Source organism: Kocuria sp. CNJ-770 (assembly GCF_001942375.1).
In the GTDB taxonomy this organism is placed as follows: Bacteria; Actinomycetota; Actinomycetes; order Actinomycetales; family Micrococcaceae; genus Kocuria; species Kocuria oceani.
On record NZ_MKJW01000081.1, the window covers coordinates 30,206 to 45,978 of the forward strand.

At 74.7% G+C, this 15,773-nt stretch carries 17 protein-coding genes and 1 pseudogene; 8 read left to right on the forward strand and 10 right to left on the reverse strand.

The window, feature by feature from the left end; genetic code table 11:
* Positions 1-29 precede the first annotated feature (29 nt).
* From BJF77_RS06135 to BJF77_RS06145, 3 genes and pseudogenes are all read right to left on the reverse strand, one after another.
* The gene (locus BJF77_RS06135) at positions 30-947 is read right to left on the reverse strand and encodes an enoyl-CoA hydratase/isomerase family protein (protein WP_075871602.1); all 918 of its coding nucleotides are present in this window, start codon (positions 945-947) and stop codon (positions 30-32) included.
* Positions 944-2,179, reverse strand: coding sequence for a CaiB/BaiF CoA-transferase family protein (locus BJF77_RS06140; RefSeq protein WP_075871603.1), 1,236 nt, complete (start codon positions 2,177-2,179; stop codon positions 944-946). Before BJF77_RS06140 ends, BJF77_RS06135 begins: the two co-directional genes overlap by 4 nt.
* 57 nt (positions 2,180-2,236) lie before the next feature.
* Positions 2,237-3,621 (reverse strand): annotated as a pseudogene (locus BJF77_RS06145) (SLC13 family permease).
* A 208-nt stretch (positions 3,622-3,829) separates the two neighbouring features.
* Between BJF77_RS06145 and BJF77_RS06150 the strand changes: the two are divergent.
* From BJF77_RS06150 to BJF77_RS06170, 5 genes are all read left to right on the forward strand, one after another.
* Positions 3,830-4,528: a FadR/GntR family transcriptional regulator gene (locus BJF77_RS06150; protein ID WP_047802712.1), complete on the forward strand. Its 699-nt coding sequence runs from the start codon at positions 3,830-3,832 to the stop codon at positions 4,526-4,528.
* A gap of 65 nt (positions 4,529-4,593) precedes the next feature.
* The gene (serB, locus tag BJF77_RS06155) at positions 4,594-5,529 is read left to right on the forward strand and encodes a phosphoserine phosphatase SerB (protein ID WP_075871604.1); all 936 of its coding nucleotides are present in this window, start codon (positions 4,594-4,596) and stop codon (positions 5,527-5,529) included.
* A 137-nt stretch (positions 5,530-5,666) separates the two neighbouring features.
* The gene (locus BJF77_RS06160) at positions 5,667-7,469 is read left to right on the forward strand and encodes an ATP-binding protein (protein WP_075871622.1); all 1,803 of its coding nucleotides are present in this window, start codon (positions 5,667-5,669) and stop codon (positions 7,467-7,469) included.
* Positions 7,466-8,212, forward strand: a complete 747-nt coding sequence (locus BJF77_RS06165) for a response regulator (RefSeq protein WP_255396156.1) — start codon at positions 7,466-7,468, stop codon at positions 8,210-8,212. Before BJF77_RS06160 ends, BJF77_RS06165 begins: the two co-directional genes overlap by 4 nt.
* Before the next feature lie 67 nt (positions 8,213-8,279).
* Positions 8,280-8,699, forward strand: a complete 420-nt coding sequence (locus BJF77_RS06170) for a hypothetical protein (protein ID WP_075871605.1) — start codon at positions 8,280-8,282, stop codon at positions 8,697-8,699.
* Between the two features lie 36 nt (positions 8,700-8,735).
* Here the strand turns inward: BJF77_RS06170 and BJF77_RS06175 are convergent, their stop codons facing one another.
* Positions 8,736-9,152 (reverse strand): hypothetical protein, encoded by a 417-nt coding sequence (locus BJF77_RS06175; RefSeq protein ID WP_047802716.1) that lies wholly within the window; start codon positions 9,150-9,152, stop codon positions 8,736-8,738.
* Between the two features lie 81 nt (positions 9,153-9,233).
* Here BJF77_RS06175 and BJF77_RS06180 point away from each other — a divergent pair, with 81 nt between their 5' ends.
* Positions 9,234-9,992, forward strand: coding sequence for an amidohydrolase (locus tag BJF77_RS06180; protein ID WP_047802717.1), 759 nt, complete (start codon positions 9,234-9,236; stop codon positions 9,990-9,992).
* A gap of 49 nt (positions 9,993-10,041) precedes the next feature.
* Here BJF77_RS06180 and BJF77_RS06185 read toward each other — a convergent pair whose 3' ends face one another.
* Entirely contained in the window at positions 10,042-10,596 is a 555-nt protein-coding gene (locus tag BJF77_RS06185; RefSeq protein ID WP_075871606.1) for a dihydrofolate reductase family protein, read from the reverse strand.
* A gap of 138 nt (positions 10,597-10,734) precedes the next feature.
* Here BJF77_RS06185 and BJF77_RS06190 point away from each other — a divergent pair, with 138 nt between their 5' ends.
* Together BJF77_RS06190 and BJF77_RS06195 are read left to right on the forward strand one after the other, a co-directional pair.
* Entirely contained in the window at positions 10,735-11,148 is a 414-nt protein-coding gene (locus tag BJF77_RS06190; RefSeq protein ID WP_047802719.1) for a VOC family protein, read from the forward strand.
* Positions 11,149-11,279: 131 nt separating this feature from the next.
* The gene (locus tag BJF77_RS06195; RefSeq protein ID WP_047802720.1) at positions 11,280-11,672 is read left to right on the forward strand and encodes a VOC family protein; all 393 of its coding nucleotides are present in this window, start codon (positions 11,280-11,282) and stop codon (positions 11,670-11,672) included.
* Positions 11,673-11,732: 60 nt separating this feature from the next.
* On the opposite strand, the gene BJF77_RS06200 is transcribed toward BJF77_RS06195, so the two are convergent.
* From BJF77_RS06200 to BJF77_RS06220, 5 genes are all read right to left on the reverse strand, one after another.
* Entirely contained in the window at positions 11,733-12,242 is a 510-nt protein-coding gene (locus BJF77_RS06200; protein WP_075871607.1) for an SRPBCC domain-containing protein, read from the reverse strand.
* 116 nt (positions 12,243-12,358) lie between these two features.
* On the reverse strand, positions 12,359-12,925 hold the full coding sequence (locus BJF77_RS06205; protein WP_158041195.1) for a class I SAM-dependent methyltransferase: 567 nt from the start codon (positions 12,923-12,925) through the stop codon (positions 12,359-12,361).
* 17 nt (positions 12,926-12,942) lie between these two features.
* On the reverse strand, positions 12,943-13,779 hold the full coding sequence (locus tag BJF77_RS06210; RefSeq protein WP_075871609.1) for an ABC transporter permease: 837 nt from the start codon (positions 13,777-13,779) through the stop codon (positions 12,943-12,945).
* Entirely contained in the window at positions 13,776-14,801 is a 1,026-nt protein-coding gene (locus BJF77_RS06215) for an ATP-binding cassette domain-containing protein (protein WP_255396157.1), read from the reverse strand. Before BJF77_RS06215 ends, BJF77_RS06210 begins: the two co-directional genes overlap by 4 nt.
* A gap of 207 nt (positions 14,802-15,008) precedes the next feature.
* A complete protein-coding gene (locus BJF77_RS06220) occupies positions 15,009-15,767 on the reverse strand; it encodes an SDR family oxidoreductase (protein WP_047802723.1) in 759 nt (252 codons plus the stop codon).
* Between the last annotated feature and the right edge of the window lie 6 nt (positions 15,768-15,773).

Sequence of the window (15,773 nt, forward strand, 5' to 3'; positions counted from 1 at the left end):
CCCGGCGCACCGGCCCGGCGGAGGCGCCGTCAGGAGCGGGCGGCACGGCGCGGCCACCGACCCCGGACGATCGGGGCGCGGTGCTCCTTCCCGGGGCGGGCCGCGCCGCTGCGGGCGGCCCAGAACTCCTCGCCCGACCAGCGGAAGCGGGGTGGTCTCCTGGCCAGGAAGGCCTGCTGCCCGATGCGGGCGTCGGGACCGTCGAGGACCTGCCGGAACAGGGCCTCCGAGGTCCCGTCCGTCCCGAGGGTGCCGGGCACGGCGCCGGCGCTGAGCCGGACGAGGTGCTTGTGGGCCTGCGTGCTCAGCTGCGAGCGCTGCGCCAGGCCCGTGACCACCTCCGCGAGGACCCGGTCGAAGTCCTCCTCCGCGACCACGCGCGTGAGCATGCCCCACCGCTGGGCGTCGGAGGCGCTCACCGTGTCGCCGGTGAGCAGCAGGTAGGAGGCCGTGCCGGGGCCCACCAGCCGGACCAGCGCCTCGACGCCGGAGGCGGGGAAGACGATGCCGATGCGGGCCGGGGTCAGCCCGATCCGCAGGGACGCGGTGGCGATGCGCAGGTCACAGGCCCCGGCCAGCATCCAGGCCCCGCCCATGCAGTAGCCCTCCAGGGCGGCGACGGTGGGCTTGTGCACCGCCGCCAGGGCGGTCTCGGCCTCGGTGAGCAGCCCGCCGCGGGGCAGTCCGGTGCCGGGCTCGCCCAGGCACTCGAAGACCTCGGAGATGTCCGCCCCGGCGGAGAAGACGCCGCCGGCGCCGCGGAGCCCGATCACGCGGACGTCCGGGTCGGCGTCGAGCTCCTCCAGCAGACCGGGCAGGGCGGCCCACATGGCCGGGGACAGGGCGTTGCGCCGGTCGGTGCGGTCCAGGACCAGCCACGCCACGGGACCGTCGCGCCGCACGTGCACGGTGCCTGCCGGGACCTCCGGCACGGGCTGGGCGGTCATCGCCGGGCCTCCTTCGGCCGGGGGGTCGTGCCGGGCCCCGTGGTCCCCAGCCAGGCGCGCACGGACCCGCCGTGCTGGTCGAGGACGGGCGGGGCCGCGTGGGCGCGCCGGGTGGTCTCGTCCGCGTCGCCGGGGGCGAAGAACCGCACCGCGGGGCCGGGCAGCTCGACGGGCCCCAGGACCTCGTGCTCGACGCCGACGACCAGGCCCTGCGAGCGGACCTGCTCCCAGGCGTAGACCTCGTCCAGGGTGCGCACCTTCCCGGCGGGGATGCCGAGCTCGGCCAGGTGCTCCAGCAGCTCCTCGGGACCGTGCGCGGCGAAGACCTCCTCGACCGCCTCGATCACGGCCCCGCGGTTGCGCACGCGGTCGGCGTTGGTCGCGAATCCCGCCCGCTCCGGGTCGATCCCGAAGGCCTGCGCGAAGGTGCGCCACAGCTTCTCGCTGCCCACGCTGATCTGCACCTTCCCGCCGCGGCAGGAGAACAGGCCGTAGGGGGCGATCGAGGGGTGGTGGTTGCCCTGGGCCGCCGGCACCTCGTGGGCGACGGTGGCCCGGGTGCCCTGGAAGGCGTGCACCCCCACCACGGAGGACAGCAGGGAGGTCCGGACGACCTTGCCCTGCCCGGTGCGCTCGCGCTCGTGGAGGGCGGCCAGCGCCCCGTAGGCGCCGTTCATCCCCGCCAGCAGGTCGGCGATGGGCACGCCCACCCGCTGCGGGTCCTCGGGCCCGGAGCCGGTCAGCGACATCAGCCCGGCCTCGCCCTGCACGATTTGGTCGTAGCCGCTGCGCCGGGACTCCGGGCCGTCGTGGCCGAACCCGGTGATGGACAGGACGACCAGGCGGGGGTTGAGCCGGTGCAGCTCCTCGACGGAGAAGCCGAGCCGGTCCAGCACCCCGGGCCGGAAGTTCTCCACCAGGACGTCCGCGCGCTCCACGAGCGCCCGGAGCACCTGCACGCCGTCGTCGGACTTGAGGTCCAGGGCGACCGACTCCTTGTTGCGGTTGCAGGACAGGAAGTAGGTGGCCTGCGGGTTCTCGGCGGGGCCCACGAAGGGCGGGCCCCAGCCGCGGGTGTCGTCGCCCGTGCCGGGATTCTCGATCTTGATCACGCGGGCGCCGAGGTCGCCGAGCATCATGGCCGCGTGCGGACCGGCGAGGGCGCGGGAGAGGTCGACGACGAGGGTTCCGGCCAGCGGGCCCTCGAGGGTGTCGGTGGTGGTGTCGGGCATCGGGTGTTCCTCCGGGTCGGCTCGGGTCGGGCTGGGGTCGGGGCGGGCGCGTGGGGGCTACAGCCAGCCGGGGGCGACCATCACGCCCCAGACCAGCAGGGGGCCGATGACGACGACGCCCGTGGCGTAGACGAGGATCTTCTTGTAGAAGGCGTCGCGGTCCACGCCGGCGGGGGCGTTGGCGAGCACCAGGCGCCGTTGGTGGAGAACGGGGAGACGTCCACGATGGTCGAGGAGACCGCCAGGGCGCAGATCAGCCCGGTCGCCCCGACGTCCCCGGCCAGCAGGAAGGGCACGGCCAGCGGGATGAGCGCGGCCAGGATGGCGGTCGAGGACGCGAAGGCCGAGACGACGGCGCCGATGTAGCAGATCAGCAGCGCGGCCAGCAGCGGCATCCCCATGCCGGCCACCCCGTCCGAGACGTACTCGATGGTGCCGGCCTCCTGCAGCACCCCCACGAAGGTGAGCATGCCGCCGAGCAGCAGCACGGTGGACCAGTCGATCTTGTTGACCGCGCCCTTCTGGGCCTGCGGGGAGACCAGCGCCAGGACGACGGCCACGGTGATGGCCACGAAGCCGACGTCCACGCCGAAGCCCAGGGCGACGACGGCCAGGACGACCAGGCCGACGATGGTGGCGACCTGCGGCACGAGACTCTCCCGGCCCGCGCCGCCCGTGGCCGGCGGCGCGGAGGAGCCGGCCGGGTCGCGGGGACCGTACATGCCGGAGCCGAAGCCCTTGAACGCGACGTCCCTGTCCCCGGCGTGACCGGCGGCGACCTTGCTGCGGGACAGCCGCGCCTCGGCGGCGCGCTCCACGAAGTCCTCGGCGCGGGCGGAGACGAGGCCCCGGCCGCCGAGGGCGACGAACAGCACGACGGCGATGAGCAGGTTGAACACCAGGCTGGAGAGGAACACCGCGGTGGGGCTGACGTCCAGGCCGGCCTGGGCCACGATGCCGTTGACGGTCACGCCGTACACGGCGATGGGCGAGAACCCGCCGCCCTGGGCGCCGTGGATGACCATCATGCCCATCATCAACGGATTGATCCGGTACTTGGCGGCGAAGCTCAGCGCGATCGGGGCGATGATCGCCACGGCCGCCGGGGAGAGGGCTCCCACGGCGGTGATCACGGCGGTGATGAAGAACATGATCCACGGGATCAGCGCCACCCGGCTGCCCACGAGCTTCACGGCGCCCTGCACCAGCAAGTCCACGGTGCCGTTCTTCTGGGCGATCGCGAAGAGATAGGTGACGCCCACGATGGTCAGGAACAGGCCGCCGGGGAACGCCTCGAGGATCTGGTCGGTGTCCATGCCCAGCACGAGGACGCCCAGCACGAAGGCGCCCACGAAGGCCAGCGCCCCCATGTTGACGGGCAGGACGGTCGCCACGACGAACATCGCGGCGAGGATGATGATGGAGAGCACTTCAGGGCCCATGGGTCTGCTTTCTGACGGTGGCGGGGATCGTCCCCGCGGCGGTCCGCGGCCGTGATGTGATCAGGACCACAGGTTTTGGACTAGCCAATAGGACACCTGTCCGCTTGTCAACAGGGCGGGTACGATGAGGTGCAACGGTGCGGGGCCGCGGCGCCGCACGACGACGACCCGGGCGCTCCGCCCGGCGCAGAGCACGGGGAGGCCGGCGATGGCAGGGGCCCGGGGACTGGACCGCGTGGAGCGGCCGCGGCTGTACGAGCAGGTGGTCGAGCGGCTGCTGGACCACGTCATCGAGCAGCGGCTCCGGCCCGGCGACCGCCTGCCGCCCGAGCGCGATCTCGCCGAGCGGCTGGGAGTCTCCCGAGCCACCGTGGCGCAGGCCCTCGTGGCCCTCGAGGTGCTGGGGGTGATCGACGTCCAGCACGGCAACGGGGCGGTGCTGCGCTACCGGCCCAGCAGTGCGGCCGTGCTGCGCGGGCTGCGCGAGCACACCGACCGGCTGCCCGACATCGTCGACGCCCGCAGCGCCGTGGAGACCAAGATCGCGGAGCTGGCGGCGCTGCGGCGCACCCCCGAGGACCTGGCGGCCGTCGAGGAGGCCCTGGAGGTCATGGACCGCGACATCGCCCGGGGCGGACGCGGTCTGCAGGGCGACGAGCTGTTCCACGCCGCCGTCACCGCGGCCGCCCACTCCGCCGTGCTGGCCCGCCTCATGACGTTCATCTCCGACCTGGTCCGGGAGACCCGCATCGAGTCGCTGAGCCAGGAGGGCCGGCCCGAGCGGTCCCTCGAGTCGCACCGGGCCATCGCCCGGGCCGTCCGCGAGCAGGATCCCGAGGCGGCCGCCCGGGCGATGCTCGAGCACATCCGGCTGGTCTCCGACGTCGCGGTGCTCCGCCCCGAGTGAGCGCCCGGCCCGGGCGGGCGCCCGGTGCGGCAGGGGACGGCCGGGCACCCGGATACACTGACGGCATGACCACCGACCTCGCCGTGATCGCGTTCGCCCAGAATCCGGACCCGGAGGCCCGTGAGCGCATCCTCACCCTCGTGCGGGACGCCGGTGCCGAGATCGAGCGGTTCTCGACCGTGCGGGTGACCGGCCCCGGCTCCGCGGGCCCGGACGCGGAGGTGCCCGGCTACAACGCCTTCACCGCCCGCGTGCACGGCACCGAGGCGTCCGCCCTGCTCGCCGCGCTGCGCCCGGACCCGCTGTCCCCGCTGCTGCCCGGCGTGGACGTCAACGTCGTGCCCACCACGATGCTCGACCCGGAGCGCAAGAAGCTGCTGGTCATGGACGTCGACTCCACGCTCATCCAGCAGGAGGTCGTCGAGATGCTCGCCGCCCACGCCGGCCCGGAGGCCGAGGCCGAGGTCACGGCCGTGACCGAGGCGGCCATGCGCGGGGAGGTGGACTTCACCCAGTCCTTGGTCGCCCGGGTGGAGACCCTCGCCGGGCTGCCGGCGAGCGCGATCGACGAGGTCCGCGCCGCCGTGCGCCTGTCCCCCGGCGCCCACGTGCTGATCAAGGCCTTCCTGCGGGAGGGCCACGCCGTGGCGGCGGTGTCCGGGGGGTTCCTGGGCGTGCTCACCCCGCTCGCCGAGCAGCTGCAGCTCACCCGGCACGCCGCCAACCTGCTGGAGGTCGCCGACGGCCGGCTGACCGGCCGGATCGTCGGGGACGTGGTCGACTGCACGGCCAAGGAGCGCTTCCTGCGCACCTGGGCCGCCGAGCTGGACGTCGCCCTCGAGGACGTGATCGCCGTGGGCGACGGCGCCAACGACATCGACATGGTCACCGCCGCCGGCCTCGGCGTGGCGTACAACGCCAAGCCCGCCCTCCGCGCCGTCGCCGACGCCCAGATCAACCTGCCCAACCTGGACGCGGTCCGCTTCTTCGCCGACCTGTGAGCCGGGTGGCGGGCCGGCCGGCCCTCCCCCGGGTCACCCGCCCCCGGCGGCCCGCTGCGGACCGCCACCCGCACGACCGCCCGCCCGGAGGAGGGACCGTGACGACATCCCGCGCACGGCCGGGCTTCCTGGCCCGGATGCTGCTGCTCCACCTGGCCGTGGTCGCGGCCGTCGTGCTCCTGTGCGGCGGGGTCTACGGCTGGCTGACCTACGAGCGGCTGGGCCGCGACGCCGAGGCCCAGGCCCTGGCGATCGCCCGGGCGGTGGCCGCCGACGACGACGTCCGCGCCGGTGTGGCCGAGTTCGCCGACGCGGACCCCGACCGGCTCGTCCCGGAGGTGCTGGCTGCCGGGGCCCTGCAGGACTCCGCCGAGGACACCCGCCGGCGCACGGGCGCGCTCTTCGTGGTGATCTTCGACGAGGACGGGATCCGCCTGTCGCACCCGAACCCGGCGCGACTCGGCGAACGGGTCAGCACCGACCCGGGCGAGCCGTTGGCCGGACGGGAGTTCACCGGCCAGGCCCGGGGCACGCTCGGCCGCTCCGCGCGCGCCAAGGTGCCCGTGCTCGCCCCCGGATCGGCGACCGAGGTGATCGGCGGGGTCAACGTCGGGTTCTCCCGGGCCGACGTCCTGGCGAGCCTGGAGGAGGACATCGCCCCGGTGGCCACCACCGCGGCCCTCGCCCTGGGGCTCGGGGCGGCCGCCTCCACCGCGATCGCCCGCCGGCTCAAGCGGCTCACCCTGGGCCTGGAGCCGGAGGAGATCGCCACGCTCGCGCAGAACCAGGAGGCCGTGCTGCGCGGGGTGGACGAGGGCGTCATCGGGGTCTCCCCCGCGGGCCTCATCACCGTGGTGAACCAGGAGGCCGGGCGGCTGCTCGGCCTCGACGACCCGTCCCGGCTCGTGGGCACGCCCCTGGCCGAGGCCGGCCTGCCCGGCTCCTTCCCCGGCCTGCTCGCCGCGGCCACCCCCGCGTCCCCGGCGGTGGAGCAGGTCGTGGGCCCGCACGTGCTCATCCTCTCGGCCCGCGCCGTGCGGCCCGCGGGGCCGGGACTGCCCGGACTGGGCTGGGTGGTGCTCGTGCGGGACCGCACCGAGCTGCAGTCCCTGACCCGGCAGCTGGACGCCGTGGGCGCGCTCAGCACGGCGCTGCGCGCCCAGCGCCACGAGTTCGCCAACCGTCTGCACACCATCACCGGCCTGCTGGCCCTGGGCGACACGGACGAGGCCCGCCGCTACGTCGCCGAACTGACCGAGACCGGGCCCCTGACCTACCCCGCCGAGCAGGCCGAGCTGCTGCGGGACCCGTACCTGCAGGCCTTCCTCGGCGCCAAGAGCGTCGAGGCCGCCGAGCGGGGGGTGGTCCTGCGCATCGGCGAGGACACCCTCGTCCGCGGTCAGATCACCGACCCCCAGGACGTCACCACCGTGATCGGCAACCTCGTGGACAACGCCGTGCGCGCCGCCGTCCAGGGAGCCGCCGAGGACCGGTGGGTCGAGGTCGAGCTGCTGGACGAGTGGGCCGGCGGCACCGGCACGCTGCACCTGGTGGTCGCCGACTCCGGCGACGGTCTGCCGGTGGCGGACCCGGAGCCGGTCTTCGCCCAGGGCTGGTCCACTGCCGCACCCCCTGCGGGTGCTGCCCCGGACGGCGCCGTCGCGGCGCTGGGGCTGCCGGAGGCCCACGGGCAGGGCTTCGGCCTGCCGCTCAGCCGGGAACTGGCGCGGCGCCGGGGCGGGGACGTGTGGGTGGCCGCCCCGGGCCGGCCGGGCGGCCCCGGGGCCGTCTTCTGCGCGCGGCTGCCAGGGACCGTGGTCCCCCGAGCCGGGGGCACCGGGTCGGGGAGCACCGGAGTCCGTGCCGCCGTGCGGCGCGGCGCAGGGACCGACGGCGAGACACCCGGGGGAACAGCCGGAGGAACAGGAGGAGCGGGATGAGCGAGGACCTGGTGGTCCTGGTGGTCGACGACGACTTCCACGTGGGGCGGCTGCACGCCGGCTACGTGAACGCCGTGCCGGGCTTCACGGCCCTGCCCCCGGTGGGGACCGCCGAGCAGGCCATGCGCACCGTGCACGCGCACCAGCCCGATCTGGTGCTGCTGGACGTGTACCTGCCCGACGCCCTCGGCCTGGACCTGCTGCGCGCCCTGGACGTGGACGTCATCATGCTCACCGCGGCGGCCGATCCCGTCTCCGTCCGGACCGCCGTGCGCCGCGGCGCGCTCGCATACCTGATCAAGCCCTTCACCGGGCCCCGGCTCGCCCGGACCCTGCGCGCCTACGCCCGGTACCGCCGCCTGCTGGCCGACCGGGACGGGCTCACCCAGGAGGGCGTGGACCGCGCCCTGCACGCGCTGCACCCGGCCGAGGCGGCCCCCGGGGAGCGTCCGCGCTCCGCGACGGAGGCCTCGGTGCTGGCGGCCCTCGAGCCGGGGGCCCCGCTCTCGGCCGCGGAGATCGCCCGGAAGGTCGGCATCTCCCGCGCCACCGCCCAGCGCTACCTCTCCGCGCTGGCCGAGGACGGCTCCGTGGAGATCCAGCTTCGCTACGGCAGCACCGGCCGGCCCGAGCACCGGTACGGGCCCGCCGCCCCTGATCCCGCCCCCGATCCCGGCCCTGCGGCCCGCGGTCGCCCGTCACGAGGGGCGCCGGAGGCTCCCCAGCGCATAGGATCCCCGTGAGGGCACGAGCGACGGCACTCGCTCCGACGTCCGGCCACTCCTCCTCCACCGACAAGGACCCCACCTCATGCGCCGTTCCCCCGCCGCCGCGCTCGCCGCGACCGCCCTCGCCTCCGTGGCCCTCACCGGGTGCGGACTCACCACCGACTCGATCGCCGCCAGGATCCCCGCGGGCGGCGCCACCTTCGACGACGCCCTGGGACTGCGCGAGGCCGTCATCGACGCCGGTGTGGAGTGCCCCGGCGAGCAGCAGCTGCGCGGCACCCAGGGAGGCACGGGCAGCACCGTCCTGCCCTGCGACTACAACCTGCTGCTCGCCGTGGCGGACGGCGAGCAGATGACGCAGCAGCTGAGGGACAACCTCCAGGCGATCCCCGGGATCCACTACCTGCACGCGGGCAACTGGGTGGTGGCCTCGGACGACCGCGGACAGCTCGAGCGGGTCCAGGAGGAGCTCGGGGGCGAGATCAGCTCCACGGATTCCTGAGCGCCCGGCCGCCGCGGCCCGCCGGCGCGGACGGGCTCAGGCCCGGCGCAGGTCCAGCCAGTAGACGTCCTGCTCCGTGTCGTGGCGCAGCAGCTTCACCACCGGCCCCTCGTAGACCTCGAACGCCCGGACGACCAGCTCCCGGACGTCCCGGGTGGCCACGGTGACCGTTCCGCCCAGGTCGTCGTCGGCGGTCTCGCGCACCACCACGACCCGGCCCGGATCCACCCAGGAGGCCTCGCCCTCCGCGTCGCGCAGCACGTCCAGCGCGTACTCGAGCTCCTCCGCGCCGGTGTCCGCGAAGACGTCCAGGCGCACGGCCTCGGGATGCCGGCGGGTGAGCTCCTCGGCCACCAGGCGCAGCAGCTTCCGGGCATAGGTCCGCCGGGCACGCTCCAGGGCGTCCTCGGCGGCCCGCAGCGTCTCCTCGGGGGGCAGGGTGGTCGTGCTCATCGGCAGACAGCCTATGCGCGCCGGGGCCGGAACCCGCGCAGGGACCCGCGAGCCGACGGACGGGTCCGGCACAATGACAGGATGATCGACGCCCACCTGCACATCGTCGACCTGCGCTTCCCGCTCGAGCCCAACCAGGGCTACGTGCCGGCGGCGTTCACGGTCGCCGACTACATCCGGCGCACCCGCTCGCTGGGCGTGCAGGGCGGTGCCGTGGTCAGCGGCTCCTTCCAGGGCCACGACCAGAGCTATCTGGCGGCGGCGCTGACCGACCTGGGTCCCGGCTTCGCCGGGGTGACGCAGCTGCCGGCCTCGGTGCCGGACGAGCAGGTCCTGGCGCTGCACCGGATCGGGGTGCGGGCGATCCGGTTCAACCTCCGCCGGGGCGCGGACGCGGACCCGGCGCGGATCGAGCGGCTGGCCCGGCGGGTGCACGAGCTCGCCGGGTGGCACGCGGAGTTCTACCTCGACGGCTCCTCCCTGGAGGCCCTCGCCCCGGTGCTGCGCCGGCTGCCGCGGGCCTGCGTGGACCACCTGGGGATGACCGCCGACGCGCAGCCGCAGCTGCTGCCGCTCGTGGAGCGGGGCCTCAAGGTCAAGGCCACGGGCTTCGGCCGGGTGGAGCTGGACGTGCCCCGGGCGCTGCGGGAGATCCACGCCGCGGACCCCACCGCGCTGCTCTTCGGCACGGACCTGCCGAGCACCCGGGCGCGGCGGGCCTTCCGGGACGACGACGTGGACCTCGTCGCGGCCGTGCTCGGCGAGGACGCCGCGGCCGCGGTGCTGCACGACAACGCCGCGGCCTGGTACGGGCTCCCCCGCTCCGGCCCGCTGGACTGATCCCGCGGCTCGCACCGCCCTCCGTGCGACCGGCGCGGACCGGGGCGCGCTACTCCGGCCGGATCCGCCGCCCGGGGCCCTCCAGGGCGTAGCGCAGCTCCACCGCCCCGCCCTCGAAGTGCGTGGTGCGCTGCAGCCGCAGGTCGTGGGCCTCCTCCGTCGGGAGCACGGGGTGCCCGGCCCCCAGCGCGATCGGCATGCAGGTCAGCCACAGCTCGTCGAGCAGACCGGCGTCCGCGAACTGGGCCGCCAGCCGGCCGCCGCCCACCACCCACAGGTTGCGCCCGCCCGCGGAGTCCGTCACGGCGCGGGCGTGCACGTCCACCGGTCCGCTGACGAAGCGCAGGTCGGCCCCCGAAGCCCGGGGCAGGTCCCGGTGGGTGAACACCCACACCGGCAGGTCGCCGTAGGCCCAGCCGCCCTGCCCCAGGACGAACTCGTAGGTGCTCGCGCCCATCGCCAGCGCACCGACCTCGGCCAGGAACGCGTCGTAGTGCTCCTGGTACGCCTCGAAGCCGTACTGCAGCAACCAGTCCAGGTGGTTCTCGCGGTCGGCGATGTAGCCGTCCGCGCTGGCCGCCACGTAGTACTGCGTCCTGCCCATGGACACCAGGCTACGCGTGCTCGCCGGGCCCGGTCAGCGGGCCCGTAACGGATCCGGCGGCAGCCGCGCCGGTGTTCCGTCCCCGCCGGGCCGGGGCCATGATGGGGGCATCGACCCTTTCGACACGGAGGACGGCCCATGCCCGTGCAGCTCAACCCCTATCTCACGTTCCGGGACACGGCCGAGGAGGCCATGACCCACTACCGCTCCGTGTTCGGCGGGCAGCTGACGATCAGCCGGTTCGCCGAGTACGGCGCCGGTGACGGTCCGGCCGAGCAGCACAAGGTCATGCACGCGATGCTGACCACCGACCAGGGCGTGGTGCTCATGGCCTCCGACACCCCCGACAGCATGGACCTGACCGTCGGGGACAACATCTCGGTCTCCGTGGGCGGTGACGACGAGGCGGTGCTGCGCCGCTGGTGGGACGGGCTGAGCGACGGCGGGACGGTCACGATGCCCCTCGAGCCGGCTCCCTGGGGCGGCCTCTTCGGCATGTGCACCGACCGGTTCGGCGTCCACTGGATGATCAGCGTCGACGACGGCGCCTGACCCGCCCCGTCCTGTTCCACCACCTTCTGTTCGTCCACCTCCTGTTCGACCGGCTCCCGCCCCACCGTCTCCTGTTCCACCGTCTCCTGTTCGACCGGCTCCCGTTCCGCCGCACCGAGGAGGGCCGCCCCATGCGGATCACCCACACCCGAGTCCTCGTCGACGACCAGCAGCAGGCCCTGCTGTTCTACACCGGCAAGCTCGGGTTCATGGTCAAGCACGACCTCCACACGGGGAGCGGCCGCCGGCTCACGGTCGTCTCCCCCCAGGCGCCCGATGGAGTGGAGCTCGAGCTGGCGCCCGCCGACCACCCCGCGGCGGGTCCGTTCAGGGCCGCGCTCGTGGCCGACGGGATCCCGTTCACGAGCTTCGCCGTGCGGGACGTGCAGGCGGAGTACGAACGGCTCGTGGAGCGCGGCGTGCGCTTCGTCCAGCCGCCCACGACGACCGGCGCCACCACGGCCGCCGTGCTCGACGACACGTGCGGCAACCTCATCCGGATCGAGAGCGGCAGCCCTGCCTGACCGCCGTACCGGACGCCCCGCCCGGACGCCCGCTCGCCTCGCTCGGATCGGGAGCGGCGGTCAGCCCCGTGCGTGCAGCTCGTCGGCCAGCGCCCGGTAGTACTGGGCCATGGCGGGGTGGTAGTCCCGGGCGAAGTCCAGCTCGTCCGGGTCCCGGCCGCTCTCGGCGGCGACCATCCGGTCCAGGTAGTACTCCCAGCCGGGTCCGACGGAGTCGAGGTCCCCGGCCGCGGGGTACCGGTGCGTCAGCCGCACCACGGTGGTCCCGTCGCCGTCCTCGAGGTCGAGGTCCACCCGCCAGGCGTCGGCCGTCGTGCCGAGGGTGACGGCCAGGTGCCGCGGCGGTGCGCACCGGCGGAGCAGCACGGGTTCCGGCCGGTCGGCGCCCTCCGCGGTCATGAGCACCCCGACCCGCCCGGAGGAGGGGTCGCCGCTCCAGGTGCCGTACCAGCGGCCGAGCCGGCCGGGGTCGGTGACAGCGGCCCAGAGCTCCTCGAGCGGCGCCGGCAGGGTGCGCGACAGGACGAGGTGTCCGGCGGGGTCGAGGCGTCCGGTGGGCTGTGCGGTCATGGCTGCTCCTCGCTGGGCTCCGTGCCGGCGGGAACGTCCGGGGCGCGGGGCGGTCGGCTCACTGCCGGGTCCCCCATGGGTAGCACCTCCGGCCGGTACAGGGCGTCACAGAGCCGTCACCTTCGCCGGGCGGGATGAGCGCCGGGATGCGCGGCCGGGGGCGGGGCGGGCTCCCCGCCGGCCGGGGTGCCCGCCAGGACCCCGCTGCCCCGGTCCTCGACCAGTACGAGCGGAGCGACGAATCCGTGCGCGTCCACCGCGGCCCGCACCCGCCGCAGCACGTCGGCCTGCCGCCCCGGGCGCGGTCCCGGCCCGTAGGCGACGAGCAGCGTGCCGCCCGGTGCGAGGGCCTGCCGCAGCACGGACAGCTCGGCATCCGCCGGCGTGGTCCAGAAGAGGTTCACGTCCACCGCGAACGCGACGTCGAAGGAGGCCGCCGGAACCGACAGCTCTGCGAGGGCGACCTGCCGGACGGTGAGCACGCCGGCCCGCACCGCGCCGAGGTTGCGCTCGACGGTCCTGGTGACGGCGGTCGCGGAGCGGTCGAGCGCGAGCACGTGCCCCCCGCCGGTCCGCGCGCACACCAGCCCGGCGGCCGCGCCGGACCCGCAGCCCACCTCCAGCACCCGGCGCCCCGGCCGCAGCGGCAGCTGATCGACGGCCCACCGGACCCGCTCGGGCACCGTGCGCGGCGCCACGGCTAGCGCGAGCTCACGGTGGCGAACTTGCGCAGGCACAGCGGCACGAACACCACGAGCAGCAGCACGCTGCCGGCCACCACGGTCAGGACCGGGTGCTGCATCGGCCACACGTCGGGCACGGGGGCGGAGCCGGTGTTGCCGAACAGCTGACGGGCGGCCTGTACGAGGGCGGAGACGGGGTTCCAGTTGGCGAAGGTCTCGAGCGGGCCCGGGAGGTTCTGGGACTGCACGAACGCGTTGGAGATGAACGTCAGCGGGAACAGGATGATGAAGGAGGCGTTGTTCACGGTCTCCGGGCTGCGCACGCTCATCCCCACCAGCGCCATGACCCAGCTGAACGCGTAGCTGAACAGCAGCAGCAGGGCGATCCCGGCGAGGAACGACCCGACCGACGTGGTGAACCGCCAGCCGACCACGAAGCCCGTGCCGATCATGATCACCATGGACACGGCGTTGAGCACCAGGTCGCTGTTGGTGCGCCCCACCAGCACGGCCGAGGGGCTCATCGGCAGCGTCCGGAAGCGGTCCACGATCCCCTCCTTGAGGTCCTGGGCCATGCCCGCCCCGGAGAACGTGGAGCCGAAGGGCACGGTCTGCCCGAAGATCCCGGCCATCAGGTACTGGGTGTAGTCGGTCCCCTGCACCTGGATCGACCCCCCGTAGACCTGGCTGAACAGGAGCACGAACATCACCGGCTGGAGCACGGCGAAGACCAGCAGGTCCGGCGAGCGCCGCAGCCTGATCAGGTTGCGCTGGGTGACGGTCCAGCCGTCGGCGGCCCAGGTGCCCAGGCCGGCGCCCGGGCTGGTCGCCCCCGGCAGCGTGCGGGTGCTCACCGGTGCCGCCCGTCCCCGGACGCGGCCACGGCGGCGCCGGCGTCCTGTGCGTCCGGACCGGGTCCCACCGCGGTCGGGCGCCCGGTGAGGGAGAGGAACACGTCGTCGAGCGTGGGCCGGCGCATGCCGGCGTCGTGCAGGCGCACGCCGTCGGCGTCGAGGTCGGCGAGGATCCGCTGCAGCGCCGGCGGGCCCTCCCGGACGGCGACCTCCAGCTCCCGCCCCGGTTCGGCCGGCACGGGGGCGCCCTCCCCGTGCCGGGCGAGCACGGCCGCGGCCCGCCCGGCGTCGGCACCGTCCTGCAGCACGACCACGACGCGGTGCCCGCCCACCTGGGCCTTGAGCTCGTCCGGGGTACCCGCCGCGATGACGCTGCCGTCGTCGATGACGGAGATCTCGTCGGCGAGCTGGTCGGCCTCCTCGAGGTACTGGGTGGTCAGCAGCACCGTGGTGCCGTCCGCCACCAGCGAGCGGATCACCTCCCACAGGCCGATCCGGCTGCGCGGGTCGAGCCCGGTGGTCGGTTCGTCCAGGAACAGGACCCGGGGCCGGATGACCAGCGCCCCGGCGAGGTCGAGGCGGCGCCGCATGCCTCCCGAGTACCCCTTCACGGGCCGGTCCCCCGCCTCCTCGAGGCCGAACAGCTCCAGCAGCTCCGTGGCCCGGCGGCGGGCGGCGGCACCGCCCAGGTGGTAGAGCCGGCCCACCATCCGCAGGTTCTCGGTGCCGGTGAGGTTCTCGTCGACCGCGGCGTACTGGCCGGAGGCCCCGATCATCCGCCGGATCCATGCGGGCTCGGCGACCACGTCCACCCCGTCGATCCGCGCCGTGCCGGAGTCCGGGACGACGAGCGTGGTGAGCACCTTCACGACCGTGGTCTTCCCGGCGCCGTTCGGGCCCAGGAGTCCCTTGACGATGCCCTCCGGCACCGACAGGTCGAGACCGGCCAGGGCGTGGACGGTGCGCGTGCGCGACCGGTAGGCCTTGATGAGCCCCTCGACCTCGATGAGCGGACGGGTCACGGCGCGGCCCCCTTCCGGGGCGCACGGCCCCTGTCCCGGCCGGTCCCGCCCTGCTCCCGGGAACGGCCGCCGGATCGACGATGTGAGAAGCATCTCACCCGCCCCGGACAGCGCACCGCGCCGGGGACGGGAACGGCGCCACTCCGGCCGGGGACACCCGGGCGGAGCGGCGCCGCTGCCCCGTCGTACGCCGGGGGCCCGGCGGGGCTACTCCTGCCCGGCCTGGGCGAGGAAGTCGTCGGCCCCGCCGACGAGCTCCACGTGCCCGGTGGGGACCTCGGCCGTGACCATCCGCGCGATCTCCTCGGCGAACTCCCGCACGGAGTAGAGCTTGCCCGCGGCCTCGCGGCGCTGCTCGAGCGCGCCCGGCCGGGCCCGGTTGAGCAGGGTGGCGGTCACCGTGCCCTCGATCATGTCCCCGGAGACCACCACGAACGTGATGCCCTTCTCCGTCAGCTCGGGGATGCGGGCGGTGAGCGTGTCCTCGCCGGCGCGCTTGGACTTCGCGACCTGCACGTACTCGGGCATGGTCTCGACGTCGTTGATGAAGTGCGCCTGGTGGCTGGTGACGAAGACCACGCGCCCGCCCTCGGGCAGGTGCTCGAGCGCGGCGGTGAGGGTGTCGTCCTGGGCGTCCCGGTTGAGCCGGAGCGCGTAGTCCTCGCCGAGGTCCGACTCCATCCCGCCGGAGGCGTTGAGCACCAGCACGTCCACCCCGCCGAAGGCCTCCACGGCCCGGGCGAAGAGGCCGCGGACGTCCTCGGGGGCCGTCATGTCGGCCTGCACCGCGATCGCGTGGCCGCCGGCCTCCTCGATCTCCCGCACCACCTTGTTGGCGCGGGGCGCCTTCTGCCGGTAGTTGACGACGACGTTGGCGCCCTGGGCGGCCAGCAGCTTGGCGGTGTCGGCGCCGACGCCGCGCGAGGACCCGGTGACGACCGCGGTCTTGCCTGCGAGTGAACTCATGGTGCT

What these genes read in the sequence shown, in the direction of transcription:
- BJF77_RS06185 (WP_075871606.1), bottom strand. Translation starts at nt 10,596, where the DNA reads ATGGGCAGGACGCAGTACTACGTGGCGGCCAGCGCGGACGGCTACATC.
- BJF77_RS06140 (WP_075871603.1), bottom strand. Translation starts at nt 2,179, where the DNA reads ATGCCCGACACCACCACCGACACCCTCGAGGGCCCGCTGGCCGGAACC.
- BJF77_RS06175 (WP_047802716.1), bottom strand. Translation starts at nt 9,152, where the DNA reads ATGAGCACGACCACCCTGCCCCCCGAGGAGACGCTGCGGGCCGCCGAG.
- BJF77_RS06195 (WP_047802720.1), top strand. Translation starts at nt 11,280, where the DNA reads ATGCGGATCACCCACACCCGAGTCCTCGTCGACGACCAGCAGCAGGCC.
- BJF77_RS06170 (WP_075871605.1), top strand. Translation starts at nt 8,280, where the DNA reads ATGCGCCGTTCCCCCGCCGCCGCGCTCGCCGCGACCGCCCTCGCCTCC.
- BJF77_RS06180 (WP_047802717.1), top strand. Translation starts at nt 9,234, where the DNA reads ATGATCGACGCCCACCTGCACATCGTCGACCTGCGCTTCCCGCTCGAG.
- BJF77_RS06190 (WP_047802719.1), top strand. Translation starts at nt 10,735, where the DNA reads ATGCCCGTGCAGCTCAACCCCTATCTCACGTTCCGGGACACGGCCGAG.
- BJF77_RS06200 (WP_075871607.1), bottom strand. Translation starts at nt 12,242, where the DNA reads ATGACCGCACAGCCCACCGGACGCCTCGACCCCGCCGGACACCTCGTC.
- serB (WP_075871604.1), top strand. Translation starts at nt 4,594, where the DNA reads ATGACCACCGACCTCGCCGTGATCGCGTTCGCCCAGAATCCGGACCCG.
- BJF77_RS06150 (WP_047802712.1), top strand. Translation starts at nt 3,830, where the DNA reads ATGGCAGGGGCCCGGGGACTGGACCGCGTGGAGCGGCCGCGGCTGTAC.
- BJF77_RS06160 (WP_075871622.1), top strand. Translation starts at nt 5,667, where the DNA reads ATGCTGCTGCTCCACCTGGCCGTGGTCGCGGCCGTCGTGCTCCTGTGC.
- BJF77_RS06220 (WP_047802723.1), bottom strand. Translation starts at nt 15,767, where the DNA reads ATGAGTTCACTCGCAGGCAAGACCGCGGTCGTCACCGGGTCCTCGCGC.
- BJF77_RS06135 (WP_075871602.1), bottom strand. Translation starts at nt 947, where the DNA reads ATGACCGCCCAGCCCGTGCCGGAGGTCCCGGCAGGCACCGTGCACGTG.
- BJF77_RS06165 (WP_255396156.1), top strand. Translation starts at nt 7,466, where the DNA reads ATGAGCGAGGACCTGGTGGTCCTGGTGGTCGACGACGACTTCCACGTG.